Genomic DNA, 26332 nt, shown 5'->3' on the forward strand with positions numbered 1-26332 from the left:
AATATAAAGATATCTTTATGTGATTGGGGTCGGGCGGAAGGGATAAAGGAAGCCAGCCCTGCCGTGTCAGGCGTGTCCCATATTGCCGGTCAGCATCGCGGGATCGATGCCTTCGAGCGAAAACGCCCCGGCCCAGCGGTTCTCCGGCGCCATCGAGAACAGCCGATAAGGCTGCGCCTTGCTGAGATACCAGCCCGGCGCGGCCAGCTCCGTTTCCAGCTGTCCCGCGCTCCACCCGGCATAGCCCAAGGCGACCAACCAGCGGGCCGGCCCGCCGCCCGAAGCAACGGCGTGCAGCACCTCCATCGACCCGGTGAGCGCAATCTCGTCATCGATGGGGTGGCTGTCCGCCGTCATCCAGTCCCGACTGTGCAGCACAAAGCCGCGGCGCGGTTCGACAGGCCCGCCTTGCAGCACCGGCTCATCGCCCACCGACTGCGCGTCGATGCTTAACGAGCCAAGCAGAGCATGCAGTCCCATGCCCTCCATCGGCTCGTGCAGCGCGATGCCCAGGGCGCCGCCCTCGTCATGCACGCACAGGAGAATGACTGCGCGCTCGAACCGCGCGTCCGGCATATCCGGCATGGCCAGCAACAATTTGCCGGCGAGGGAGAGTCTCGGTTGCGCGGGCGCGCTCATGCGATGGGCCTCCTGAGCGCGACCATGCCTTGTTGGGGACAATGCGTCCACCCCGCAGGCGCTTGACCCGTCCGGCTGAGCGGCCATCGTACCGCAGAGCCGCCCGGCCCCGCACAGCATCGACCTTGACAGGCGCAGGCCGAACACCGACTTGCTCGCTGCGCGCTGGTTCACCAGCCGAGCCCTTTCCCCCAGAACAGGAGACACCGATGACGATCAAAGTTGGCGACACGCTGCCCGAAACGACCTTCGTCAAGATGACCGAAAACGGCCCCGAACCGGTTGACAGCAAGAATTATTTTGCTGGCCGCAAGGTCGCGCTCTTCTCCGTTCCGGGCGCCTTCACGCCTACCTGCTCGGCCAAGCACCTGCCGGGCTATATCGAGAAGGAAAGCGACCTCAAGGCCAAGGGCGTCGACGAGATCGCCTGCACCGCCGTCAACGATCCGTTCGTCATGGGCGCGTGGGGCAAGGCCTCGTCGGCTGACGGCAAGGTGACAATGCTCGCAGATGGCAATGGCAGCTTCGCCGAAGCCGTCGGCCTCACCATGGACGGCAGCAAGTTCGGTCTCGGCACGCGCGGCCAGCGCTTCTCGATGCTGGTCAATGATGGCGTGGTCGAGCAGCTCCATGTCGAAGCGCCGGGCGAATTCCGCGTTTCCAGCGCCGGTTTCATGCTCGAGCAGCTCTAAGACCATTGCGAGCGGGGCGGCGGCACAGGTCGCTGCTGCCCCGCACCCCGCCCCTCTTCCGCCTGTCATACAGGCCAGCTATGAAGGGGCATGAACCAAGCTTCCAGCACCCACATCGTCGAAGCGCTGATCGCGGGCTATGAAACCGCGACCGCCAATCTGCGCGAGGCCATTTTCGCTTATGCCAAGGATGGCACCGTGCCTTCCGCCCGCTCGGTGGCGGACCGGGATTTCTGCTATCCCTCGCTGATCATCGATTATCATCAGACCAATGACGGCGTGCCGAGCCGCCGCTCCTTCGCGCGCCTCTCTCGCCCCGGCCATTATGTGACGACGATCACCCGGCCGCAGATGTTCGCGCGCTATCTGACCGAACAGCTCGATCTGCTGATGGCCGACTATGAGGTGGAAGTCAGCGTCGGCCGGAGCGATCAGGCGATCCCGTTCCCCTATGTGCTGGATTCGCTGCCCGCCGGCACACTTGCCGCAATTCCGCCGAGCGAGTTGGCGCGCCATTTCCCCTCGACGGAGCTCGCGCAGATCGGTGATGAGGTGGCGGACGGGCTGCTGCTGCCCGGCCCATCAGGCGAGCGACCGCTGGCGCTGTTCGATGCGCTGCGCACGGATTTCAGTCTAGCGCGTCTGCGGCATTACACCGGCACGCCGCCTGAGCACGTCCAGCGCTACATTCTGTTCACCAACTATCACCGCTATGTCGATGAATTCGTGCGCTGGGGCTGCACCGAACTCAAGCGACCGGGCACGCGTTTCACGGCGCTTTCCGGTGCCGGGGGCGTCGAGGTCACCGCCGACACCGCCAATCCGGAAAGCGCGATCGCTGACAGCGCCTGGCGGCGTCACCAGATGCCGGCCTACCACTTGATCGCCCCGGACGGCACCGGCATCACGCTGGTCAACATCGGCGTCGGCCCCGCCAACGCGAAGACCATCTGCGATCATCTCGCGGTTTTGCGCCCCGAGGCTTGGCTTATGATCGGTCACTGCGGCGGCCTGCGCCCGAGCCAGCGGATCGGTGATTATGTGCTGGCCCATGCCTATCTGCGCGACGACCATGTGCTCGATGAAATGTTGCCGCCGGAAATTCCGGTGCCCGCCATTGCCGAGGTGCAGGTGGCGATGGCCGAGGCGTGCGAGCATATTCTGGGCGCCAGCGGCGACATGAAGCGCCGCCTGCGCACCGGCACCATCGTGACGACGGACGACCGCAACTGGGAACTGCGCTACTCCCGCTCGGCCCTGCGCTTCTCCCTCTCGCGCGCGGTGGGCGTGGATATGGAGAGCGCGACCATCGCCGCCCAAGGATATCGCTTCCGGGTGCCCTATGGCACGTTGCTATGCGTCTCCGACAAGCCGATCCATGGCGAGCTCAAGCTGCCGGGCCAGGCCAATCGTTTCTACGAGGAAGCCATAGCGGGCCACCTCGCCATCGGCATCGAGACCTGCGAACGCCTGCGCCAGCAGGGCGACCGCCTGCACAGCCGCAAGCTGCGCGCGTTCAACGAGCCGCCCTTTCGCTGACGGCGCGAAGGGACGTCAGGCCGGGCTCTCCTCCGCCAGCCGGCCGGCAACGCAAAGCCGATCGCGGCCCCCGCGCTTGGCCTCATACAGCGCATCGTCCGCCCGGCGCAGGAAGGTCGTGCGCCCCTCCGCCTCCGCAAGCGTGGCCGCGCCGATGCTGGCGGTGACCGCCAGCGTGTCGCCATTGGGCAAATCGATGCTGTGGTCGCGCAACTGTCGCAGCAGCCGGTGCCCCAGCCGCGCCGCATCTTCCAGGCTGCTGTCCGGCGTGATTACAACGAACTCTTCGCCGCCATAGCGCACCACGATGTCATTCAGACGCACCTGGCTCTGGATCAGCGAACTCACGTGACGCAACACCTGATCCCCGACCAGATGCCCATAGAAATCATTGACGCCTTTGAAATGGTCGAGATCGATCATCAGCGTCGATAGGGGCAGTCCCGAGCGGCGGGAGCGGCTGATCTCTTCGTCCAGCCTTGTGTCGAGATAGCGTCGGTTGAACGTGCCGGTGAGCGGATCGCGCACCACGTCGCGCTCCAGTATGGCGATGCGCACGAGATCCTGCGTGGTCAGCGCGGAAAGCCGCGCCACGGCGAGCACGAAGAACCCGCCCGCCAGCAGAATCAGACTGCCGAGCAAATCCGTTGGCTCCGACACCGTGGCAAAGCGGGTGCTGCCGTACACGACATAGGCCATGATGAAGCCGACGACCAACCAGCGAAGGCGATTCCAGCGGCGGTACAAATCGCCACCTTTGAGGGCCTTGAGGATCGAATGGATCGAGGGAAGGGACGATGCGAGCAAGCCAATGCCGGCCGAGACGATTAACAGGAGAAGCCAGACCATATGCCCACCAGACCATCTAACATGCTGTCAAATAGCATGTTTATCTAAGCATTGCGCGCATTCCCTGCTGCGTTAACCATCATTTGCACGTCCACTCGCCTCGCCCGCGCCTAACGCATCAGCGGACGATCAAGGCTTCGGTGTAAGGACGGGGCAGAGCGGCTCGCCCTGCCCCGCTGGCGGCTCACCAGCCGCAGCTCTTTCCCTTGTTCTGCCGGTCCAGCCAGGTCTTCAGCGGCGAGAAATAGGCGGCCAGTGCCTTGCCGCTCATCTCGCGCGAGCCGGTGAAGGCCTGCAGCGCATCCGGCCACGGGCGGGAGGCGCCCATTTCCAGCATGGCGTTCAGCTTTTCGCCGACGGCCTTGTTGCCGTAGAAGGAACAGCGGTGGAGCGGCCCCTTCCAGCCCGATTGCTTGCACGCAGCCTCATAGAATTGGAACTGCAGCAGCCGCGCCAGGAAGTAGCGGGTGTAGGGCACACTCGCCGGAATGTGATATTTCGCGCCAGCGTCGAACGCGTCATCCGGACGGTCCGTCGGCGGAACGATGCCCTGATATTGCAGCCGCATGGCATTCCACGCCTTGTTGTAGTCCGCCGGCTGGATCGAGCCGTCGAACACACCCCAGCGCCAGCGATCGATCAGCAGGCCGAAGGGCAGGAAGGCGATCTTGTCCATCGCCTGCCGCAGCAGCAGGCCGATGTCCTTGTCCGTGCCTGGCACCTTGGACGGATCGAGCAGGCCGATGTCGACCAGATATTGCGGCGTAATCGACAGCGCGATGGTGTCGCCAATGGCCTCGTGGAAGCCGTCATTGGCGCCGTTCAGATAGAGGAAGCTCTTGTCCTTGTAGGCGCGCTGATAATAATTGTGCCCCAGCTCATGGTGGATGGTGACGAAGTCACCGCTGTCCACCTTGGTGCACATCTTGATGCGGATATCGTCCTTGTTGTCGATATCCCAGGCCGAGGCGTGGCAGACCACTTCCCGGTCGAGCGGCTTGATGAACTGGGTGCGCGTCCAGAAGGTTTCCGGCAGCGGGTCGAAGCCGAGGGAGGAGAAGAAGCCCTCGCCGAACTTGAACATCTGCGTTTCCCACTTGCCACGCTTGGCGGGGTCCGCCTCAGTCGGGCTGGTTTCCACATAGCCCTTGGCCTTGAGCAATGCGCCGATGTCATAGCCCAGATCCCCTGCTCCGGCCGGCGCGACCAGCGGGTAGATATTGCCCCATTCCTGCGCCCACATATTGCCGAGCAGATCGGCACGGATCGGCCCGGTCTTGGGCTGGACCGCATCGCCATATTTGGCGTTCAGCTTGTCCCGCACATAGCAGTGCAGCGAATCGTAGAGCGGCTTCACATCCTGCCAGAGCTTCTCGGTCAGCTTGGCGAAGTCGTCCGGCGGCATATCGTAATTGGAGCGCCACATCGCGCCTGCATCCGCAAAGCCCAGCTCCTTGGCGCCTTCATTGGCGATGGTTACCAGCCGCTCGAACTCGCCGCGCATCGGTTTGCCGACATTGTCGTGCCAGCTCGTCCACATCTCCCGATATTCGTTCGGCGTGTGGTCGAGATTGCCCATCTCCGCTTCGATATCGCTGCCGTTGATTGGCTTGCCGTCCAACGTGCCGCGGCCCTTGCCATAATCGGACTGCAGCTTGGTCGCGATGGCGTTCAGCTCGGCGGCAGCGCCGGGCGTGGTCGGCGCCGGCAGCACGATGCCTGCCCGCAAGATGTCGAGCTTGCGCTTTGTGTCGTAGGAGAGGCCCGGCACCTTCTCGAACTTGGCGGCCTCCAGCGCATAGCGGACCGACATCTCGGTGCCCTTGGCGCCGACGCGGGCGGCAAGGGCATCGGTATCCTCGGTCAGATAAGTCGCGTTGACCCAATAGACCTGATTGGCCTCCAGCGAATAATCGAAGAATTCCTTCTCGGCCTGCGCCACGAGCGCATCGGCCTGCGCCGCCGTGGGCGTGGCCTGCGCCGGAGCCGAATCGGTCTGGGCCAAAGCCGGCGCGCCGCAAACGGCCAATGAGAGCGCTGCCGCTACGGCAAGGCGCGAAACGGGATTGAGCATGATTGGTGTCCCTGAACCTGTGGCCTGAGCCTGTGGATTGCAGCCAAGCTGGCCTGTCAGGGCTAGGTTCGTCAACCCGCGAGATAGTCGGCGATGGCCTGTCCGAATTCCGGTTTGGTGATCGCTGTCATATGGGTGCCGGGGCACGTACCGCGCTGCGCATTGGGCAGAGCCGCGACCAGCGCATCGGCCGACCCGTTATCGTCATCATCCTCTCCGCATAGCACCAGGGTCGGCATCGTCACCTTGGTCAGCACCGCGCGATCCATATCGCTCATGCTCATCAGCAGCAGGCGCAAGGCGACCGGATCGATCTTCATGGTCTTCATGAACTGGATGGCCATATAGTCGCGGTCGCCCGGCCGTACCGTCTCGAAATGATTGAGCGCATTGAGGAAGAACTGCCGGCGGCGCGTCCACTCCAGCAGGCCTTCCAGCCCCATGCCACCGAGCACCAGTCGCCGTGGTGTCATGCCACGGTCGATCAGTCCCAGGCACAGCCGCGCGCCCATTGAATAGCCGACTAGATCGAACTGCGTGACGCCCAGCGCCCCGATCACCGCTTCCATGTCGAGCAGCATCACGTCCTGCGGATAGGCATCGGCATCCGTCGGCGCATCGCTGCTGCCATGCACGCGCTGATCGATCATGATCGCCTCGAAACCGGCATCGGCGATTTTCTGGGCCGTGCCATAACGCTGCCAGTTGATTTGCGCGCTTGAACTGAGGCCATGCAGCATGATGACCGCCGGCCCATCGCCGAGCCGATGGACGGCGATGCGCGTGCCGTCATGGCCCTGAAGATGGTCGAGGCGGATCGTCGATGTCTCTGTCATCGCCCGATTGTGGCGGAGATCGGGTCCGAAAGGCAAGGCCAATGCGCGGGAGATGAGGGCCCTGTCCCGCCATTGGGGTATGGAGTCTGGACTTGCTTTTAATAAGCCCGCTTACTAAATGCGCCGGCATCATGGACGGCAATCATCTCGCCTTTGCGATCGGCGACCTCGGGCGTCTGTATCGTCGCCGGTTCGACGAGCGCACCCGCAGCCTTGGCATTACCGGGCCGCAGATGCGCGCGCTCGCGCAGATCATGCGCTTTCCCGGCATCAACCAAGGCGCGCTTGCCGAGCGGCTGGATGTCGAGCCGATCACGACCTGCCGCATGGTGGACCGTCTCGAGCAGGCCGACATGGTCGAGCGCCGCCGTGATCCGCAGGATCGCCGCGCCTGGCAGCTGTTCCTGACCGAGGCGGCCAAGCCGCTCGCCGCCGAATTGCAGCAGATCGGCCAGCGGGTTCTGAATGAATCGCTCGCCGGCATTTCAGCGGCGGAGCAGGAAACCGTGCTTTCCGTGCTCTGCCGCATCCGCGACAATCTTTCCGGTGATAGCCAGCCTGCCACTGACGAGGCCGCAAAGGAGGCGGCAGTCCATGTCTGAAGCCGATCCTGCCCTGCGTCCGACCGCTCAGTCGCCTGCGCCTGCCGAGACCGTGGCTACCCCCGATGAATCTGCCGCAGCGGAGCCGCGCGGCAAGCGCTTGCGCAACCGCCTGCTCATGATTTCGGTACCGTTGATCATTCTGGCGGTGGGCGCGTGGTTCTGGGCGACGAGCGGGCGTACCGTGTCGACCGACAATGCCTATGTGAAGCAGGACATCGTAGCAGTCGGCAGTGATGTCGCAGGGCGGATCATCGAGGTGAAGGTTCGCGAGAACCAGATGGTGAAGGCCGGAGACGTGCTGTTCGTCGTCGACCAGCAGCCCTACAAGGTCGCGCTCCAGCAGGCCAACGCCCAGATCGCCAACGCGCAGGTCGCGGTCGGGCGCCTCCGCACGGATTTTCAGGCAACGAACGTCGACATCACCGGTGCGCGTGAGGATGTTTATTACGCCCAGCAGGATCTCAACCGGCAGCAGGCGCTGATGAAGGACGGGTTCACCACCCGCGCCCGTCTCCAGCAATCCCAGCAGGCGCTCGACAATGCCCGCACGCGGCTGCGCACGGCGGAAGCCGATGCCGCAAAGGCCAAGGCGGCCCTTGCCAACGGCGCGCAGGTGCCGGGCGTGAATCCTGAAATCGCCGCGGCGCAAGCCCAGCGCGATCAGGCCGCTCTCAACCTCGATCGCACCGTGGTCCATGCCCCGGTCTCCGGCCGGATCAGCCAGGCCAGTCGCCTGCAAGTCGGTCAGATGGCGGTGCAAGGTCTGCCACTGGTCAGCATCGTCGCTAGCGACCGGATCTGGGTGACCGCGAATTTCAAGGAAACCGATCTCGACAGGATGCGCCCGGGCCAGAGCGCCGATATCAAGATCGATGCCTATCCCGGATCGCATATCCGTGGCCATGTCGACAGCATCGGCGCAGGTACGGGCTCTGAGTTTTCAGTACTCCCTGCCCAGAATGCCAATGGCAACTGGGTGAAGGTGACGCAGCGCGTGCCGGTGCGCATCGCTATCGACGGCCATCCGGAGCGGCCGATGATCGCTGGCCTGAGCGCGAAGGTGACGGTGGACATTCACGCGACCAAAGCTGGCGCCGCAGTCGCCTCCGCCCGCTGACGCAAACCGGCATCATGGCTCCCGCGTCGGATCTTCCGCAACTGCAGGTGCGCCACAAGGCGCTGCTGACCATGGCGATCATGTCGGCCATGATCATGCAGGTGCTCGATACGACGATCACCAACGTGGCGCTGCCGCACATGCGCGCATCGCTCGGCGCCAGTGACGAGACGATCAGCTGGGTACTCACCAGCTACATCCTCGCCGCCGCCATCGCCATTCCCATCACCGGCTGGCTTGCGGACCGGATCGGGACGCGGCGCCTGCTGCTGATTTCCGTTTTCGTCTTCGTGGTGGCCTCCGTGCTCTGCGGCATCGCGCAGAGCCTGACGGAAATGGTGCTGTTCCGCGCCCTGCAGGGTGTCGGCGGCGCCTTTGTCGGCCCGCTGGCGCAGAGCCTGATGCTCGACATCAATCGCCCGTCCCAGCACGCCAAGGCGATGTCCGTCTATGGCATGGGCGTCATGATCGGCCCGATCATGGGGCCGGTGGTCGGCGGCTGGCTGACTGAGTGGATCGACTGGCGCTGGTGCTTCTTCGTCAATGTCCCATTCGGCATCGTCTGCCTGGTCGGACTTTACGCCCTTCTCCCCGAGAAGCCGCTGCAGCGGCGGAATTTCGACCTGTTCGGTTTCGCGCTGATCGCCTTGGGTCTGGCGAGCCTCCAACTCATGCTTGACCGCGGGCAACATGCCGACTGGTTCTCCTCGACGGAAATCTGGGTCGAGGCCGCTCTGGCCGTTAGCGGCCTGTGGATGTTCGCGGTCCACACGCTCACCGCCCGCAAGCCGCTCTTCGCCCCTGCCCTCTTTGCAGATCGCAATTTCCTGAGCGCCGCTGCGTTCATGTTCATCATCGGGCTGGTGATGTTCGCCGCCATGGCGCTGCTCCCGCCGCTGCTCCAGGGACTCTATGGCTATTCAGTGGTCGACACCGGCTGGATCCTGGCGACACGCGGCGCGGGCCTGCTGGTCGCGATGGCCCTTTCCAGCCGCCTGACCAGCCTCATCGATCCACGCGTGCTGATCGCCGGCGGTTTCTCGGTCACCGCCAGCTCCTTGTGGATGATGACCGGCTGGTCACTGGAGCAGAACTGGGTGCCGTTCGTGGTTACCGGCGTGGTTCAGGGGGCCGGCATCGGCATCGTGTTCGTGCCTCTGCAGATGCTCGCCTTCGGCACCTTGCCGCCCGGCGCTCGCACCGAGGGCGCTGCCGTGCTCAACCTCACCCGGAACATCGGCTCATCCATCGGCATCGCCGTGGTGATGGCGCTGCTGGCGCGCAACAGCCAGGTCAGCCATGCCGATCTCACGCAGCATATCTCGTCGGCCCATCTGCCGGTGGACCCGAGCGAGTTGCAGCGCTTCGGCAGCTTCGGCACGACCGTGCTCGCGACAATCGATGGCATCGTGAACCAGCAGGCGACGATGATCGCCTTCCTCGACGATTTCTACGCCATGGCCATCGTCAGCACGCTGATCATCCCGGCCGCCTTCTTCCTGCGCAAGCCCAAGCGAGGGCCAGGATCGTCCCCGCCACCCCCGATCAGCGAGTGAGGGGACTCCAGGCCCGGCGGACAGTCGCCGCCGGGCGGTGACAGGTATAAGGCTCAGCCCTTCTGCAGGTGCTTGCGGCCGAGCAGTTCGGCGATCTGCACCGCATTCAGCGCCGCGCCCTTGCGCAGATTATCCGAGACGCACCAGAGCGACAGGCCGTTCTCGACGGTCGAATCCTCGCGCACGCGGCTGACGAAGGTCGCATAGTCGCCCACGCACTCGACCGGGGTGACGTATCCGCCGTCCTCATGTTTGTCGACGAGCATCACGCCCGGCGCCTCCCGCAGGATCTTCTGCGCTTCCTTCGCGCTGATCTCGTCTTCGAACTCGATGTTCACGGCCTCGCTGTGGCCGACGAATACCGGCACGCGCACGCAGGTCGCCGTGACCTTGATCTTGGGATCGAGGATCTTCTTGGTCTCGACGACCATCTTCCACTCTTCCTTGGTGGAGCCATCGTCGAGAAACACGTCGATGTGGGGAATGACGTTAAAGGCGATCTGCTTGGTGAACTTCTTGGGCTCGGCGGAATCGCCGACGAAGATGTTACGGCTCTGCTCGAACAGCTCGTCCATCCCCTCCTTACCGGCGCCGGAGACGGACTGATAAGTCGCCACCACCACACGCTTGATCTTGGCGGCATCGTGCAGTGGCTTGAGCGCCACGACGAGCTGGGCTGTCGAGCAATTGGGGTTGGCGATGATGTTCTTGCGCTTGTAGCCCTCGATGGCCTCGGGATTCACCTCCGGCACGATAAGCGGCACATCGGGGTCCATGCGGTAGAGCGAGCTGTTGTCGATCACCACGCAGCCAGCAGCAGCGGCCTTGGGGGCATATTCCTTAGTCGGTCCGGAGCCGGCGGCGAACAGGGCCATATCCCAGCCCGTGAAATCGAAATGCTCGATATTCTTGACCTTGAGCATCTTGCCGGTCTCGCCGAATTCGATCTCGTCGCCCGTCGACCGCGCGCTGGCAACTGCCGCGATCTCGTCGATCGGGAACTCCCGCTCGGCAAGGATGTTGAGCATTTCGCGACCGACGTTGCCGGTGGCGCCTACGACGACGACACGATATCCCACAGGGGCTTCTCCAGCGGTTGAATGAGGGGAACTGCGGGCCGGATACCGCAAAAGGGCCGCAGAGGCAAAAGCGCAATCTTGTGGCGGGTACTTGTGACCCGCCGTTGAAGCGTCAGGGCTTTTCTGGTGGCGGCGCGCCGGTCAGCGCGCGCATATCCTCGTCTTTCCACGGTGCAGGCAGGCTGCTCTGCGGGCAGTAACGCGCCTTGTTGGCCCAGCCGCTGTCCGATTGGGCCGCGTAATTTTCCGCATCGGTCACGTCATAGGTCCGGGTGCTGGTGCGCACCTCCTGCCGGTTCGCGATGGCATCGCCTTCCCGGCATGTCTCGGTCACCCGATAGGTGGTGGGTCCGGTTTTCTCGATGGTGCCGAAGGTGCAACTGTAGCGCGCGCCGCTATAGCCATTCCGGCCGATCAGCGTGACCGTGGCTTTGGAGGCTGACTCACACGCCGTTTCATTGGAAACATAATAGCCCAGCCGCAAAGGCAGGCCGCCGACGAGCACTTTGCCGGGTTCTGAGCTGTTCCCCGCGCTATTGCCGGCGCTGTTCATCGCATTGGCTGCCTGGGCTTGCGATCCGACATCGCCTTCCAGCACGTTGAGGCTGTTCGAGACGTCCTCCGAGAGATTTGACCCGGATTGGCCGCAGGCAGAAAGAAGCGCCAGTGCCGCCACCAGGGTCAATCGTCTCATCATGCCTCCTCCATCTCATCAGCTTCGATAGAGAATGGGCGTTGGGGGCCGCAGTGACAACCCCGCGCGGCTGCATTTTTCCGCGAAACATGGACTTGGCTGCCTCACGCGCCTAAATGCGCGGCATGTCTGCCAACCCCGCCCTTCTCTCCTTCGCCAAGATGCACGGCCTTGGAAATGACTTCGTGGTCATCGATGCCCGCGAGCGACCAGTCGTCATGACCGAGCAACTGGCGCAGGCCATTGCCGACCGTCGGACCGGGGTGGGATGCGATCAGTTGATCGTCGTCGGCGCCTCCGAGCGCGCCGATGTCTCCATGCGCATCTTCAACCAGGATGGCAGCGAGGTCGATGCGTGCGGCAATGCCACCCGCTGCGTGCCGCTGTTCGTGGGGCGAGACGTCACCATCGAGACCAACGCCGGACTGCTGGAGGCGCATCGCCAGGGCGATCTGGTCAGCGTCGATATGGGCGAGGCGCGGACGGATTGGGAGCAGGTGCCGCTTGCTTATGCCATGGATACGCTCGCCATGCCGGTGAGCTGGGACGATCTGCCCGCGCCGTCCGCGGTGAGCATTGGCAACCCGCATGTGGTGTTCTTCGTCGATGCGCTGGATGATATCGACATGGCGCGCCTCGGGCCGTTGATCGAGCATGATCCGCTGTTCCCCGCCCGGGTGAACGTGAATTTCGCGCAGATGCTCGCGCCCGACCATATTCGGTTGGTGGTCTGGGAACGCGGAGCTGGCTTCACCCAGGCCTGCGGGACCGGCGCCTGCGCGACGGCAGTCAGCGCGCTTCGCCGGCGGATCGCGCAAGGGCCGGTGCGGGTCAGCCTGCCGGGCGGCGATCTTCTCATCGATTGGGCGCCCGGCGGCCATATCAGCATGACCGGCCCGGCTGCCCATGTGTTCGATGGCACGCTCGATCCGGCAGAGTTCGCACCCGCCGCATGACCGGCCCCGAGGTCATCACGCTCGGATGCCGGCTCAACATCGCCGAGAGCGAGGCCATTCGCCAGCAATTGGGCGGGCGGGATGATCTTGTCGTGGTGAACAGCTGCGCGGTCACTGGCGAGGCCGTTCGCCAGACCCGCCAGGCCATTCGCCGCGCCCACCGCGCCCGGCCGGAAGCTCGCATCGTGGTCACGGGCTGCGCGGCGCAGACCGACCCCGGAATGTTCGCTGCTATGCCGGAGGTGACTGCCGTCATCGGCAATGGCGAGAAAGCAGCCTTTGCAGAGCATCTCCGGACCTCTCCGTTCGTATCGAGCGAAGTCGAGATACGGCCAGGCTCGTCCTCTGGTGTCTCGACTTCGCTCGACACGAACGGAGGGGAGATTTCATCGCCCGAGCGGGTCCGCGTCGCCGATATCATGACCCTCGAACATCAGGCGCCGCACCTGCTGGCCGCCTTTGCCGAGCGGGTTCGCGCCTTCGTCGTGGTGCAGAATGGCTGCGATCATCGCTGCACCTTCTGCATCATCCCCTTCGGGCGTGGGCCGAGCCGGTCGGTGCCGGCCGGCGCCGTCGTGGATCAGGTTCGCGCGCTGGTCGATGAGGGCGTGCAGGAAATCGTGCTCACCGGCGTCGACGTCACCAGTTACGGCCCGGACCTGCCCGGCACGCCCAGTCTCGGGCTGCTGGTCGAGCGCATCCTGCGCCATGTGCCCGATCTGCCCCGCCTGCGCCTCTCCTCGCTCGACGGCATCGAGATCGACGACCGGCTGTTCGACCTCATCGCCGGCGAACCGCGGCTCATGCCGCATGTCCATCTCTCGCTGCAGGCAGGCGACGACATGATCCTCAAGCGGATGAAGCGCCGGCACAGCCGTGCTCAGGCCGTCGATCTGGTCGAGCGCTTGCACGCGCGGCGCCCGGAGATCGCCATCGGCGCGGACATCATTGCCGGTTTCCCGACCGAAGACGATGCGATGTTCGAGAACAGTCTCGCGCTGGTTCGTGATTGCCGCATCGTTCACGGCCATATTTTCCCTTATTCTCCGCGTGACGCCACCCCGGCAGCGCGGATGCCCCAGGTCGACCGGGCCGTCATCCGCGAGCGCGCCGCGCGGCTTCGGGCCGCCTCTGACGCCGAACGGACGGTATGGCTTCGCGCCCTCGTCGGCTCCACCCAGAGCGTGCTGGTCGAAACCAGCGGACTCATGGGCCATGGCGAAAATTTCGCGCCGGTCCGCTTTGCTACCCCACAAAAGCCCGGTGAGATTGTCCACGCCCGCATCACGGGGCTTGAGGGAAACACGCTCATCGCGCATGGAGCCGAGCATGGCTGAACTTTCCTGGCGCGACCGTCTTTTCGGCGGCTTCAAACGCACTTCCGACCGGCTCGGTGAGAGCATTTCCGGCGTCTTTGCCAAGGCGGCGCTGGATGAGCAGACGCTCGATGAGCTGGAGGAAGCGCTCTACACGACCGATCTTGGCCCGGCGATGGCCGCGCGCATCCGTGACCGGCTGGCCGAGGGGCGCTTCAACAAGGAACTTACCGAGGAATATCTGCGCGAGATCCTCGCCGAGGAAATCGAGAAGGTGCTGACCCCGGTAGCCAAGCCCATCGAGATCGAGGCTTTCCCGCGCCCGCAGGTCATCCTAGTCATCGGCGTCAACGGCTCGGGCAAGACCACGACCATCGCCAAGCTCGCGCATCTGTTCCAGGAGCAGGACTACAGCGTGATGCTGGCGGCCGGCGACACCTTCCGCGCCGCGGCCATCGGCCAGTTGCGCATCTGGGCCGAGCGGTTGGGCGTGCCCATCGTCACCGGGCCGGAAGGCGGCGATGCGGCAGGCGTGGTGTTCGACGCGGTCAAGCAGGCGACCGCGCAGGGCACGGACATCCTTATCGTCGATACCGCCGGGCGGTTGCAGAACCGCACGGAGTTGATGGACGAGCTGGCCAAGATCCGCCGCGTGCTGGGGCGCCTCAACCCCGCCGCGCCGCATGATGTCGTGCTCGTGCTCGACGCGACAACCGGCCAGAATGCGCTGTCGCAGATCGAGATTTTCCAGAATGTCGCCAATGTCACCGGGCTGGTGATGACCAAGCTGGATGGCACCGCGCGCGGCGGCGTTCTGGTCGCGGCGGCCGAGAAATTCGGCCTGCCCATTCACGCCATCGGCGTAGGCGAGAAGATCGACGATCTGCGCCCCTTCGACCCCGGCGAACTCGCCCACGCCATTGCAGGAGCGGCTTATGCACGCTGACGACAAAGCCCGGCCCCGCGTCGATGCGACCATCGATTCCGCGCCGATCGCACCCGGCCCGAAGGGCGAAAGCTGGCTGCCGATGGCACTTGATTTCGGGCCGTTGCTCGTCTTCTTCCTTGCCACCAAGTTCATCGGGATGTTTGCCGGCACCGCCGCCTTCATGGCCGCGATTGCGGTGGCCGTGGTGGTCAGCAAATGGCGGCTGGGCAAGGTGTCGCCGATGCTGTGGCTCTCGGCGATCCTGGTCCTCTTCTTCGGCGCCCTGACGCTGTATTTCCATGATCCGGCCTTCATCCAGCTCAAGCCGACGATCATTTACGGCTTCTTCGCGCTGATGCTGATCGGCGGCTGGATGGGCGGCCGCCCGTTGCTGCGCTACCTGCTGCAGTCGGCCTATAGCGGGCTGGATGAAACGGGCTGGCTCAAGCTCTCGCGCAATTGGGGCTTCTTCTTCGCGGCGCTCGGCGTAGCGAATGAACTGATGCGGATGTCGCTCGATTTCGATACGTGGCTGCTGGTCAAGGTCTGGGGCGTCACCGCTGCCTCGATGCTGTTCGCCATGGCCAATGTCCCCATGCTCATGAAGCACGGTCTGGAGCTGGGCGACAAGCAGAGCGGCCCAACGGCCTAAGACAAGCGCGCGACAAACACTGATGTTGGCCGAAGAATTTTAGCAATATTCTTCAAGGCTTAAGAAACGACCTTGCGCGTCGCGCGTTAATTTGTCACGTCAAAGAGAGGGAAGCCCGGAAAGTGACCGCAACGACGTTGGCAATGTCTCCCAAATTTTTGTTCCTTCAACAGTTCATCCGCCATCCGCGGATGGTGGGATCGGTGATCCCCACGTCCGACATCGCCATTCACGCCCTGCTCGATCCGGTCGATTGGCAGGATGTGCGTTGCGTCGTCGAATATGGGCCGGGCACGGGCGTGTTCACCCGGCGCATTCTTGAGCGGCTTGGGCCGGACGCGCGGCTGATCGCCATCGATACCAATCCCATGTTCGTAACCCACCTGCGCCAGCACATGGCGGACCCAAGGCTGATCTGCGTGGAAGGATCGGCCGCCGATGTGGAAGCCATTCTCGCACGTGAGGGTTTCGAGGCCGCGGATTACATCATCTCCGGCCTGCCCTTTTCCACCCTGCCCCCCGCTGTCGCCGACGACATCGCTGCCGCAACGGCGCGCGCCATCCGTCCGGGCGGGCAGTTTCTCGTCTATCAATATTCGCGCTTCGTGCTCGCACGCCTTGAAGCCAATTTCGCGAATGTCGCGCAAGGCATGGTGTGGCGATGCATTCCCCCTGCCCGCCTGTTCTGGGCGCGCAAGGGTGACGACGTGGGCGCCGCGCTCAGCGACGCCGAAAGTTTAGCCGTCGCGTGACGGTATAGTCGGCCACGCCGACCAGAAGATAATCGATCCACCATCGAAACCGACTGAACGGACTGGCGAGTGCCGCATAAGTGCGGCCGTCGATGACCGTGCTGTCCTTCGCCATGGTGTCGACAAGCGCGCGGGCCGCGCGGGCAAATTCGGCATCCTCAATGCGCAGCATCAGTTCAAGATTGATGAAGAGGCTGCGCATATCGAAATTGGCTGATCCCACATAGACGATGTCATCAATGACGATCAGCTTCATGTGCAGCTTCTGCGGCTGATATTCCATGATTTGCACCCCGGCCCGCAGCAGCCGCCGATAAAGGTGGCGGGCAGCACCGACCGTGGTGGTGTTGTCGGATCGCTCAGGGGTGATGAGCCGGGCGCTCCCGCGCTGGGCGATGCCCGCCATGCGGCGCATGATGCCGGGGCTCGGGGAGAAATAGGCCGCCGCCAGATCGAGCGTGCAGCCATGGTGCAAATCCGTCTTCACACACTTGGCCCAGCTGTTGAGAAAGCGCGTCGGTCCCCCGATCAGCCAGCGCGCCTTTCCTTCGCCGGGCTGCCAGGTGCGGACCAGCCGGCGCAGATGGCTGAACCGCTGCCGGCTCTCCAGGCTCCACTTCGCCAATCCCTCATACCATCGGCCGAGATCTTCGACGAGCGGTCCTTCCAGCGTGAGGCCGAGGTCGCACCAGCCATCCGCGTCCTCGGGGCCGACGAAGTAGCTGTTCTCGCAATTGAACCCGCCGATCATCGCCCGGCGGCCGTCGCAGATCACGATCTTCTGATGATTGCGGATCAGGTAGCGCATCGATCGGCGTGCACCAAACCGCGCAAAACGCCCGCCAGCACCGATGAAGGCATCGAAGAACCCATCGGGCGTCCGCGCCGATCCGAACGCGTCGATCATCAGTGTGACAGCGGCGCCGCGCTTGCAGGCCTCGACCAGAGCGTCACGGATCAGCGTGCTGCAGTCGTCCGCCGCGAAAATATAAAAATAGAGGTCGAGTGTCTCGCGCGCGTTGCCAATCAGGTCGAGCAGCGTATCGAGCCGATCCTGCCCGCCGGGCATCAACCTAAGCTTGTTACCGGCCACCTCGTGCAGGCGATCATCCTGCACGCGCGGTGCCAGCGTAGAGACGTTGCCTGTCATGCCCCCCCTCATGCGTCAACCACCCTGCCTTGCCAACCATCACGCGCGCATCCCACCCGTTCAATGCCGGATGGACACTATTGTTTCCATGATCGCAGCGCCGCGAGCCTCCCATCGCCCCTGCGATTTTCTTGACTTTCGCTCCCTCGACTGTTAGCCGACAGCCTTTCCCGCATTCTCCTTAATCTGCTCAGGAGCCAAGCATGGCGCGCGTTACTGTCGAAGATTGCATCGACAAGGTTCCCAACCGGTTCGACCTCGTTCTCCTGGCGGCGCAGCGCGCCCGGACCATCTCCGGTGGCGCCGAGCTGACCGTAGATCGGGATCGTGACAAGAACCCGGTCGTCGCTCTGCGCGAGATCGCCGAAGAGACGATCATGCCGGACGACCTCAAGCACGATCTCGTCGGCTCGATGCAGAAGATGCAGATCGACGACGACGACACGCCAGACGAAATCGGCTCGATCGCACGCTCTGCCGAGGCGCTGCGCCTCACGGCTGCGACGCCGCCGCGCTCGCACAGCCTGGGTGCCGATTACGACGGCTAAGTCCTCAGAACATCAGATCGAAAGGCGGTTTCGGCACAGTCGAAGCCGCCTTTTTTATGCGGCTAGGGACTGAATTCGACGTCAATCGTGCCTTGCCGTCACCGGATGCGGCGCGCGGGGTGCCGGCCTGCGGCGCAAATCGCTGGTTTGCAGCACGCCCCCGGCAAGAAAGGGATCGACAATGGTCTCGATCCGCGCGGAGCGGCCAGACCGGATCGCGATGTTGTAGAAACTGTTGGCGACCACATCGGCGATCTGCACCCCCGCCGAGCGCCTGCTGTCGATCATCTGCGCGCTGCCGCATCGCGCGAGCCTTTTGGCAATGTCGTGCCGCACGGATTCCAGCACTAGCGTGTCATAGCGACCCGCATCGATGAAGACCTGCAGACAATCCTCCTCCGCGTCCGGTCGCCATTCGTCCACCAGTTGGGTGAGCAGCGCGACATAGACGTCGAGGTCTTCGGGACGGCGTCCGGCGTCTTGCGGGTCGGCGCGGATGATGCAAATCTTGGCCCGGGCATCAAACCGGTCGAGCAGTTCGAAGAAGAAGGCGCGTTCGACCAGACCGATCCGGCTGCCCTTGAGCTCACCGCGCAAACCCACGACCGCACGAAACCGCGCCAGCAGCCGGTCGGCGGCATCCGCCTCGATCTCGACGCCAGCCATGATCATGGCGCCCGCGGGAAGACTGCCGCTCTCGTCAATATAGATGGGCATCCGTCCTCCTGCGCCGCTTCTTGAAATGGCCGCCTGTTGAAATGATTGTCGCCGCAAAGCCGGTCGGGCTCGCGGCGACAGTCAGTCTTAGGTGTCCGTCCCCATGAGGGTCAGACGTTTTGCGGCGTCGGATCGCTGATCGGGCCTTTGCGCTTGCCCGTCTTGGGGATCGACGTGCCCGTCACCGGGACCGGAGAGGGCCGGATCTTCTCACCACTCGGACGCACGAGTTCGCCCTTGTCGATCAAAGTCTTGATCTCGTCGCCCGAGAGCGTTTCGAACTCCAGCAGCGCATTGGCCAGCAGGTGAAGCTGATCGAGATGATCGCTCAGCACCGTCTTGGCCCGATCATAACCGGATTCGACAACCTTGCGGATCTCCGCGTCGATCTTCTGCGCGGTTTCATTGGACATGTGGACGCGCTGGCTCTGCGAGTAACCGAGGAAGGTCTCGCCCTGCGGCTCCTCATATTGCAGCGGGCCCAGCTCGTCGGACATGCCCCATTGGGTGACCATGTCGCGCGCGAGCCGCGTGGCGTACTGGATATCGCCGGACGCGCCGGACGACACCTTCTCGTGACCGAAGATCACTTCCTCAGCCACACGCCCGCCCATGGCGACGGCCAGATTGGCGTGCATCTTGTCGCGGTGATAGCTGTAGCTGTCCCGCTCCGGCAGACGCATCACCATGCCCAGCGCGCGACCGCGCGGGATGATGGTGGCCTTGTGGATCGGATCGGACGCCGGCTCGTGAATCGCGACGATGGCGTGACCAGCCTCATGATAGGCCGTCATCTTCTTCTCGTCCTCGGTCATGACCATGGAGCGCCGCTCGGAGCCCATCATCACCTTGTCCTTGGCCGCCTCGAACTCGGCGCTGGCGACAAGACGCTTGCCGCGCCGCGCCGCCATCAGCGCCGCCTCGTTGACGAGATTGGCAAGGTCGGCACCGGAGAAGCCGGGCGTACCACGTGCAATCGTGCGGGCATCGACGTCGGGCGCCAGCGGCACCTTCGCCATATGGACTTCGAGGATCTTGATGCGCCCCTCGATATCCGGGCGCGGCACGACGACCTGACGGTCGAAACGACCCGGACGCAGCAGCGCCGGATCGAGCACGTCAGGCCGGTTGGTCGCGGCGATGATGATGATGCCTTCGTTGGATTCAAAGCCATCCATCTCGACCAGCAGCTGGTTCAGCGTCTGCTCGCGCTCGTCATTGCCATTGCCCAGGCCCGCACCACGATGGCGACCGACGGCGTCGATTTCGTCGATGAAGACGATGCAGGGTGCGTTCTTCTTGGCCTGCTCGAACATGTCGCGCACGCGGCTTGCGCCGACGCCCACAAACATTTCGACGAAGTCAGAGCCGGAAATGGTGAAGAACGGCACGCCCGCCTCGCCCGCGATCGCGCGCGCCAGCAGCGTCTTGCCGGTGCCCGGCGAGCCGACCAGCAGCGCGCCCTTGGGGATCTTGCCGCCCAGTCGCGCAAACTTGCTCGGGTCCTTGAGGAACTCGACGATCTCCTGAAGCTCCTCACGGGCTTCATCGATGCCGGCCACGTCGTCGAACGTCACCCGGCCCTGCTTCTCGGTGAGCAGCTTGGCCTTGGACTTGCCAAAGCCCATCGCGCCGCCGGCGCCGCCACCCTTCTGCATCTGGCGCAGAACGAAAAAGGCGATGCCGAGGATCAGGATGAAGGGCAGCGACTGGTAGAGCAGGATCATCCAGAAGTTCGGCTGTTCTTCGGGCTGGCCGCTATATTTGACCTTATGCTCGTCCAGCAGCGCCGTGAGCTGCGGGTCCGGCACGGCGTAGGTGACGAAACGCTGATCGTTCTTGAGCACGCCACTGATCCGGTCCGGACCGATCGCCACTTCCTTCACCGCATCGGCGGAAACCCGGTCGCGGAAATCGGAATAGGCAATCGCGGTGCCGTTGTTGCTCATGCCCTTGCTGTCGAACACCGTCACGAACATCAGCAGCGCAAGAAACACGCCCGCCAATATGAGGGCGCTCTTGATCCATGGATTGCCTTGCGGCTCTTTGTTATCGTTCATCAACCACTCGCTTTCGCGGTCCAAAATAGGACTTCCTGCCCGGAACACAATGCCCGGAACGGCTTTGGGCTCAGCACGACCTGCGCGGTGGTGCCCGCCGCATCGTCCATCGCGCCCCTCCGGTGACAAGGCAGTCTGCCAAGGTGACGGTCTTACCATCGAAAAGTTGAACAAGCGCTTGATCCAGCGATGGCCCGCGCGGTTTTTCTGCCTGCGGATTGAGATGGGCAACCATGCGCAAGATCAGGCGGCGAAGGAGCTCCGGCGGCAGGTCCGTTCGGGTGAGGTCGGCGCGATCCTCGGCCAGCACAAGGTGCTCGGCGGCGAGCCGGTCCAGCATCCACGCGATGGCGTCCTCCGCTTCGCCCAGCGCTTCCAGCGCGCGGTTCATGCCACTGGGGTCGATGAGATCGCAGCCAGCCAGCGCCTGCCGAACCCTTACGCGGTCGAACCGCTGGTTCTCGTTGCTCGGATCGTCGATGAACGGGACGTTTTCGCGCTGGCACCACGCGCGCAGATCAGCGCGGCGCTCATTGAGCAGCGGCCGCAGCAATGTCCCGCGCCGGGCCCGAATAGCCGCCAGCCCCGCCACCCCTGCCCCGCGATTGAGCCGCAGGACGAGCGTTTCAAGCTGATCGTCCGCCTGATGCGCCGTCATCAGCCAGTCGAGGCCCCGCGCCTGCTGCCAATCCTCCAGCAACGCATAGCGCGCCGCGCGTGCCGCCGCCTGAAGATTGCCCTCAAGGGGCTGCGTGACCGTGAAAATGGCGTGGGGGACGCCCTCGCATTGGCACCAGCGGGCCACCATGGCTGCTTCCGCGGCGGAATCGGCTCGCAATCGGTGATCGACTGTCGCCGCCTCAACCTGCCCGGGCCAGCAACGCGCCGCCAGCGCGAGCAGCGCCATGCTGTCCGCCCCGCCCGAGACCGCGATGCCGATGCGCTCGGACGCTTGCAAGTCGCGCCCAAGCAGGTGCTGAACCGCCTCGGGCAATCGCTGCGCGAGCGTGTCAGCCACTACATTTGGCGCGGGTCCGGCCCTTGGTCATCATGTCGCGCACACTGCCCGGCATGTTGGCGCCGAACACCTCGTTCAGCTCGTCATAGGCGAGGCACGCGTCCTTCAGCCGGTTGAGCTGAATGAGCGACTCACCGACCCAGGCAAGGCTCTCGGCCGCGCGGTCGCCAGCCGGGCGTTGCCGGTAGTTTTCGTAGAAAATCTTGGCTGCAGCCGCCGGCTTCTTGTCATCGAGAAACGCACGGCCGAGCAGATTGTGGGCACGGCTGGCGACCGGGTCCTTGCCATATTTGTCGACGGTCTGCTGCAGCTGCACCTGCGCCTCGGGATAGAATTTCGCGGTCCAGAGGCGGAAGCCATAGGTGTAGCTATCCAGCGCGGCGTTGCCGGTGCTGGGGCGCTCGACCGCCGCCACCGCTTCGGTGCGGGCCACGAGGGACGGCTGCGCTGCTGGGCGTGGGGTCGCCGCAGGAGCAGCCTGCGCCGCGCGGTCGGGCAGCGGCGCGCTGGGTGGGCCAAAGGGACTGGCCGGATCGACGGCCGGAGCAGCCTGCGCGGCGCTCATCGCCTTGAAATTCTCTTCCAGCTGACGGAGCCGGTGCTCATTCTCCTCGACCTGACCGGTGAGGCGAGCGAGCTGCGCCTCGACGGCGTTGATTCGCGCCGTCAGATCGACAATCGGCGTCGTCGCGGGCGCGCCGGCTGCGACACCGGGCGTCGGCGCAGGCGGCGTGACTTCCGGCGCCATGATCTGGCCCGCCCCGCCGGGGAACACCTTGCGCTGCACGGCCCGCATTTCCTGCTCGAGCCGGTCCACGCGGCCTTCCACCGTGCGCTGGGCGCTCGCCGGGGCACTGAACAGCAGCGGCAGGCCGGCGCCGGCAAGGAGCAGGGTGCGGACAATCCCGCCGCCGGTCCGTTTGCTGGTCATCTCGTGGGGGGAAAGCTCTGCTGCCATGGTGAAATTCCTGATATGTTCAAATCATGTTGGCCGGTGGCGGAGGCGCAATGAGCGCTACCCCATCCGTTGGCGAGGCTGTGCCTGCTAGCATCAACCTGCCGGCGGTGCATCACCATTGCTGGTCTGCGATGCCGCCGGATCGGTGTCTGTGGGCTGAACGCGCCGTTCAAGCAAAGCCGCAGCCGTCAGCGGAACGTCCGATATCGTCCGCTCGGCAGTCCCGAGTGGCGGGATGGCCTGCCCGCCAACGGTCACCGCCAGCGCATCCGGGCGTCCGGTGAGGATCATCGGGTCCTGCGCCTCGGCCGGGACGGTGAAGCTCTTGTCCTTCTCCAGCGTCCCTTCGAAGAGACGCTTTCCGTCCGGCTGATAGATGCGCAGCCAAACCTCGTTTACCGCGGTCAGGACCACCGGGCCGTTTGGGCGTGCCTGTGCCGGGCTCTGCGCGGGCGCCGCCGATTTGTTGCGTGGATCGGCGATACGCGGCTCGGTCCGCTGCTCGATCGCAAGCTGGTCGTCAGTCGGCGGCGTGATGTACTGCGTCCGCCAGATCGCATAACCGCCCGCAAACAGCAGCGCGATCACGCCGGCGGCGATCACCAGATAGCGCGGTGGAACGCTGCTGGGATCGACCGGCTCCTCAATCTCATAAGGGTCCTGCTCGACGCCCATTTCCGCGATTTCTTCACGCACCTTGCTGACAAGGGCATGTTCGTCGATGCCGACCGCGCGGGCATAAGCGCGCGAGAAGCCCGCGCAATAGGTCGTTCCGGGAAGGGCCTGATAGTCACCGGCTTCCAGCGCGGTGAGATGGCGCAAGGTGATCCGCGTGCGGTTCGCAACATCATCAAGTGACATGCCCGCAGCCTCACGCGCCTGCCGCATCTGCGCCGATGCACTCAGTCCGCTGCGCGCGACCGTCTCTTTTTCGTTCGCATCTTCGCGCATTGAGGCCTTTTTCCGTCTATTTTCGGTCTTTTTGCCAGTTCCTTTGTTTCATCAGTCGCTATGCGGTGTCAACGCGCGAATTCGCTGGCGCAGCACCGCACAGGCTCTCAGCCGAGATCGACGCCGTTATCGTCGGCCCATTGCGACAGCGGCTCGCGAAGGTTGGCAACCCCGCCTTTTAGCAAATCGACCGTGACCTGCGACAAGGCCGTGAGGTCCACCGAGCGCACCATTGCCTTGACCGGGCCTATCGAGGCTGGCGTGATCGAAAGGCGGCGGATGCCAAGGCCGAGCAGGGCCATGGCTTCCAGCGTGCGTCCGCCCATTTCGCCACAGACCCCCACCGGCACCCCATGTTCGGAGCAGGTCCGCGTGACGCGTGCGAGAAAGCGAAGGATCGCAACGCTCAGCCAATCGTAACGCTCAGCCAGTTTGGGGTTGGCGCGGTCGGCAGCGAACAGGAACTGGGTGAGATCGTTGGTGCCGATGGAGAGAAAGTCCAGGTCCGGCAGCACGAAGTCGAGCGCCTCGGCGAGCGCCGGCACTTCCAGCATTGCGCCGTATTTGACGCTTTTGGGCAGCTTGCGGCCTCGCTTGGCAAGCCAGTCCTTCTGCTCGCGAAACAGAGTCATCGCTTGCGTCAGTTCCCATGGTTCGGAGATCATCGGGAACATGACATGCAATGTCCGCCCGGCTGCGGCCTCCAGCAACGCCCGCGCCTGCGCCTTCATCAGGCCATCGCGCTCCAGCGCGAGGCGAACCGCCCGCCAGCCCATGGCGGGGTTTTCCTCATCGTCGGAATCGCTCTTGCGCAGATAAGGCAGGGCCTTGTCCCCACCGATATCGACCGTGCGGAAAATGACCGGGCGGCTGCCCGCTGCGTCGAGTACTTCCTTGTAGAGCCGCTGCTGGCGCTCGCGCTGCGGCAGGGTCGCCGAGACGAGAAACTGGAACTCGGTGCGGAACAGGCCGATGCCATCGGCGCCCGTCACATCCAGCGCGGCGACATCGTCGCGCAGGCCGGCATTCACCATCAGCTCGATGCGCTGGCCATCCTTTGTCTCCGCCGGCAGATCGCGCTGGCCGGCATAGGCCGCGCGCCGCTTCTGCGTGAGCGCAAGGCCGCTCTCGAACGCCTCGTCCATCGGCTCGGAGGGGCGGATGTAAAGGCGGTTCTGGTTGACATCGAGCAGCAGCAGATCGCCCTCGTTGATCAGCGCCCGGGTGTTCTTGACCCGGCCCAGCACCGGCACCCCCATGGCCCGCGCCACAATGGTGACGTGCGCGGTCAGCGAGCCTTCTTCCAGCACGACGCCCTTCAACCGCCGCCGGTCATATTCCAGCAGTTCCGCGGGCCCGAGATTGCGGGCGATCAGGATCGTGTCCTGCCGCAGCCCCAGTTGCGCCGCCGTGCCGAGCTGCCCGGCCACGATGCGCAGCAGGCGATTGGAGAGATCCTCCAGATCGTGCATCCGGTCCTGCAGCAGCGGATCGTCGATCTGCCGCATCCGCATCCGGGTGCGTTGCTGCACCCGCTCGATTGCCGCCTCGGCGGTAAGGCCGGAGTCGATCGCTTCGTTGATCCGCCGCGACCAGCCTTCATCATAGGCGAACATCTTGTAGGTCTCGAGCACCTCCTTGTGCTCGCCGTCCATGCCGAACTCGGCCTGCCCCGCCATGCGCTCGATCTGCTCGCGCATCTTGGCGAATGCCGAATACACGCGCTGCCGCTCGACCTCGACATCCTCGGCGACGGTATGCTCGATGGTCACGCGCGGCTGATGGAACACCGCGTGACCGCGCGCCATGCCCATCACGAGTTGCAAGCCCGAGAGGATGCTCGCGCCCGTCTCGAGCGGGCGATCTTCGCCGGGATTTTCATCGACCAGATTGGCGTTGTTGATCAGCTCGGCGAGCACCATCGCCACCGTCTGCAGCGCCTCGATCTCGACTTCCTCATAACCGCGCGGGTCGAGATGCTGGACGCACAGCGCGCCAATCGCATTCTCACGGCGAACGATCGGCACACCGGCGAAGCTGTGGAAGCGCTCCTCACCCGTTTCCGGCCGATAGGCGAAGTCGGGATGGCCGGAGGCTTCCTCGAGATTGAGCGTTTCGACATTCTGGGCGATCGTGCCAACAAGGCCCTCGCCCGGCGCCAGGCGCGTGACGTGAACGGCCTCCTGCTTGAGGCCGCGCGTCGCGAACAGCTCCAGCATGCCATCGCGCAGCAGGTAGATCGAGCAAACCTCGCTGGAAAGCTCCTGACCGACGATCTCGACGACCTTGTTGAGCTTCACCTGGGTTTGCGTGCGCGCCGCCATCACCTCGTGGAGGCGAGAGAGAATTCTGCGCGCGGCCGTGGCCGCACTGCTCGATGGGGATTCCGGGCGCCGCGTTTGATCCATGCGTTCCTGCTATCAGAAACTGCCGCCGGGAACCAACCTCGTCTCGATCTTTCCGGGCGAGAAACCCGGCAAAAACGATGTTGGAATGGCGAGCAGCAGAGGAAGAAAGCCAGTCGGAAAAGAAGGAGACGCGGCAGACACGCAAGCAGGCGTTGAAACGCGCAACAACGCGCCCCTTATGCACCTGTCATTTGACCGGCCCTTCAGCACGGCACCTCTCCCGACGTCTTGTTCTTTT

24 protein-coding genes are annotated in these 26332 nt (G+C 64.3%); 11 read left to right on the forward strand and 13 right to left on the reverse strand.

From position 1 onward, the window contains the following. Nucleotides 1-66: 66 nt before the first annotated feature. On the reverse strand, nucleotides 67-639 hold the full coding sequence (locus tag M2342_RS09790) for a YqgE/AlgH family protein (RefSeq protein WP_181559726.1): 573 nt from the start codon (nucleotides 637-639) through the stop codon (nucleotides 67-69). A 209-nt stretch (nucleotides 640-848) separates the two neighbouring features. On the opposite strand from M2342_RS09790, the gene M2342_RS09795 reads away from it, so the two are divergent. Together M2342_RS09795 and M2342_RS09800 are read left to right on the forward strand one after the other, a co-directional pair. Next, entirely contained in the window at nucleotides 849-1331 is a 483-nt protein-coding gene (locus tag M2342_RS09795) for a peroxiredoxin (protein ID WP_264578937.1), read from the forward strand. A gap of 90 nt (nucleotides 1332-1421) precedes the next feature. Further along, the gene (locus M2342_RS09800) at nucleotides 1422-2870 is read left to right on the forward strand and encodes an AMP nucleosidase (protein ID WP_181559728.1); all 1449 of its coding nucleotides are present in this window, start codon (nucleotides 1422-1424) and stop codon (nucleotides 2868-2870) included. A gap of 15 nt (nucleotides 2871-2885) precedes the next feature. Here M2342_RS09800 and M2342_RS09805 read toward each other — a convergent pair whose 3' ends face one another. From M2342_RS09805 to M2342_RS09815, 3 genes are all read right to left on the reverse strand, one after another. Next, nucleotides 2886-3719 (reverse strand): GGDEF domain-containing protein, encoded by an 834-nt coding sequence (locus M2342_RS09805; protein ID WP_264578938.1) that lies wholly within the window; start codon nucleotides 3717-3719, stop codon nucleotides 2886-2888. Between the two features lie 184 nt (nucleotides 3720-3903). Next, nucleotides 3904-5793: a M2 family metallopeptidase gene (locus M2342_RS09810; protein ID WP_264578939.1), complete on the reverse strand. Its 1890-nt coding sequence runs from the start codon at nucleotides 5791-5793 to the stop codon at nucleotides 3904-3906. A 71-nt stretch (nucleotides 5794-5864) separates the two neighbouring features. After that, entirely contained in the window at nucleotides 5865-6629 is a 765-nt protein-coding gene (locus M2342_RS09815; protein WP_264578940.1) for an alpha/beta fold hydrolase, read from the reverse strand. A gap of 131 nt (nucleotides 6630-6760) precedes the next feature. On the opposite strand from M2342_RS09815, the gene M2342_RS09820 reads away from it, so the two are divergent. Genes M2342_RS09820 through M2342_RS09830 form a run of 3 tightly spaced genes read left to right on the forward strand, consistent with a single transcriptional unit; the run spans nucleotide 6761 to nucleotide 9907 of the window. Continuing rightward, complete coding sequence (locus M2342_RS09820; protein WP_264578941.1) at nucleotides 6761-7231, forward strand: MarR family winged helix-turn-helix transcriptional regulator; 471 nt, start codon at nucleotides 6761-6763, stop codon at nucleotides 7229-7231. Continuing rightward, entirely contained in the window at nucleotides 7224-8351 is a 1128-nt protein-coding gene (locus tag M2342_RS09825; RefSeq protein WP_264578942.1) for an HlyD family secretion protein, read from the forward strand. The genes M2342_RS09820 and M2342_RS09825 overlap by 8 nt, the downstream gene beginning before the upstream one ends. A gap of 14 nt (nucleotides 8352-8365) precedes the next feature. Next, nucleotides 8366-9907: a DHA2 family efflux MFS transporter permease subunit gene (locus tag M2342_RS09830; protein WP_264578943.1), complete on the forward strand. Its 1542-nt coding sequence runs from the start codon at nucleotides 8366-8368 to the stop codon at nucleotides 9905-9907. A gap of 53 nt (nucleotides 9908-9960) precedes the next feature. On the opposite strand, the gene M2342_RS09835 is transcribed toward M2342_RS09830, so the two are convergent. Together M2342_RS09835 and M2342_RS09840 are read right to left on the reverse strand one after the other, a co-directional pair. Further along, the gene (locus M2342_RS09835) at nucleotides 9961-10986 is read right to left on the reverse strand and encodes an aspartate-semialdehyde dehydrogenase (RefSeq protein ID WP_264570363.1); all 1026 of its coding nucleotides are present in this window, start codon (nucleotides 10984-10986) and stop codon (nucleotides 9961-9963) included. Between the two features lie 112 nt (nucleotides 10987-11098). Then, nucleotides 11099-11683 (reverse strand): hypothetical protein, encoded by a 585-nt coding sequence (locus tag M2342_RS09840; RefSeq protein WP_264578944.1) that lies wholly within the window; start codon nucleotides 11681-11683, stop codon nucleotides 11099-11101. A 122-nt stretch (nucleotides 11684-11805) separates the two neighbouring features. Between M2342_RS09840 and dapF the strand changes: the two genes are divergently transcribed. The 5 genes from dapF (at nucleotide 11806) to M2342_RS09865 (ending at nucleotide 16284) form a co-directional block, all read left to right on the forward strand. Further along, nucleotides 11806-12636, forward strand: a complete 831-nt coding sequence (dapF, locus tag M2342_RS09845) for a diaminopimelate epimerase (RefSeq protein WP_264578945.1) — start codon at nucleotides 11806-11808, stop codon at nucleotides 12634-12636. After that, complete coding sequence (mtaB, locus tag M2342_RS09850) at nucleotides 12633-13973, forward strand: tRNA (N(6)-L-threonylcarbamoyladenosine(37)-C(2))-methylthiotransferase MtaB (protein WP_264578946.1); 1341 nt, start codon at nucleotides 12633-12635, stop codon at nucleotides 13971-13973. The genes dapF and mtaB overlap by 4 nt, the downstream gene beginning before the upstream one ends. Further along, on the forward strand, nucleotides 13966-14898 hold the full coding sequence (gene ftsY, locus M2342_RS09855; RefSeq protein ID WP_264572890.1) for a signal recognition particle-docking protein FtsY: 933 nt from the start codon (nucleotides 13966-13968) through the stop codon (nucleotides 14896-14898). The genes mtaB and ftsY overlap by 8 nt, the downstream gene beginning before the upstream one ends. After that, complete coding sequence (locus M2342_RS09860) at nucleotides 14888-15532, forward strand: inner membrane-spanning protein YciB (protein WP_413715131.1); 645 nt, start codon at nucleotides 14888-14890, stop codon at nucleotides 15530-15532. The genes ftsY and M2342_RS09860 overlap by 11 nt, the downstream gene beginning before the upstream one ends. Before the next feature lie 203 nt (nucleotides 15533-15735). Continuing rightward, nucleotides 15736-16284, forward strand: a complete 549-nt coding sequence (locus tag M2342_RS09865) for a class I SAM-dependent methyltransferase (protein ID WP_264578947.1) — start codon at nucleotides 15736-15738, stop codon at nucleotides 16282-16284. Here the strand turns inward: M2342_RS09865 and M2342_RS09870 are convergent. After that, nucleotides 16253-17434 (reverse strand): phospholipase D-like domain-containing protein, encoded by a 1182-nt coding sequence (locus M2342_RS09870; protein WP_264578948.1) that lies wholly within the window; start codon nucleotides 17432-17434, stop codon nucleotides 16253-16255. The two genes, M2342_RS09865 and M2342_RS09870, sit on opposite strands and share 32 nt — an antisense overlap. 203 nt (nucleotides 17435-17637) lie before the next feature. Between M2342_RS09870 and rpoZ the strand changes: the two genes are divergently transcribed. Further along, on the forward strand, nucleotides 17638-17982 hold the full coding sequence (gene rpoZ, locus M2342_RS09875; RefSeq protein ID WP_181559744.1) for a DNA-directed RNA polymerase subunit omega: 345 nt from the start codon (nucleotides 17638-17640) through the stop codon (nucleotides 17980-17982). 81 nt (nucleotides 17983-18063) lie between these two features. On the opposite strand, the gene M2342_RS09880 is transcribed toward rpoZ, so the two are convergent. The 6 genes from M2342_RS09880 to ptsP form a co-directional block, all read right to left on the reverse strand. Next, entirely contained in the window at nucleotides 18064-18699 is a 636-nt protein-coding gene (locus tag M2342_RS09880; protein ID WP_264578949.1) for a DUF3800 domain-containing protein, read from the reverse strand. A gap of 110 nt (nucleotides 18700-18809) precedes the next feature. Continuing rightward, nucleotides 18810-20759: an ATP-dependent zinc metalloprotease FtsH gene (ftsH, locus tag M2342_RS09885; protein ID WP_181559746.1), complete on the reverse strand. Its 1950-nt coding sequence runs from the start codon at nucleotides 20757-20759 to the stop codon at nucleotides 18810-18812. 70 nt (nucleotides 20760-20829) lie between these two features. Continuing rightward, nucleotides 20830-21777 carry a tRNA lysidine(34) synthetase TilS gene (gene tilS, locus M2342_RS09890; protein WP_264578950.1) on the reverse strand — a complete coding sequence of 316 codons (948 nt, stop codon included), beginning with the start codon at nucleotides 21775-21777 and terminating at the stop codon, nucleotides 20830-20832. Further along, nucleotides 21770-22735 (reverse strand): hypothetical protein, encoded by a 966-nt coding sequence (locus tag M2342_RS09895; protein ID WP_413715132.1) that lies wholly within the window; start codon nucleotides 22733-22735, stop codon nucleotides 21770-21772. Before M2342_RS09895 ends, tilS begins: the two co-directional genes overlap by 8 nt. 93 nt (nucleotides 22736-22828) lie before the next feature. Then, complete coding sequence (locus M2342_RS09900; protein ID WP_264578951.1) at nucleotides 22829-23686, reverse strand: helix-turn-helix domain-containing protein; 858 nt, start codon at nucleotides 23684-23686, stop codon at nucleotides 22829-22831. Between the two features lie 107 nt (nucleotides 23687-23793). Continuing rightward, a complete protein-coding gene (ptsP, locus tag M2342_RS09905; RefSeq protein WP_181559749.1) occupies nucleotides 23794-26094 on the reverse strand; it encodes a phosphoenolpyruvate--protein phosphotransferase in 2301 nt (766 codons plus the stop codon). Nucleotides 26095-26332: the final 238 nt, after the last annotated feature.

Source organism: Sphingobium sp. B8D3A (assembly GCF_025961995.1).
Lineage (GTDB): Bacteria > Pseudomonadota > Alphaproteobacteria > Sphingomonadales > Sphingomonadaceae > Sphingobium.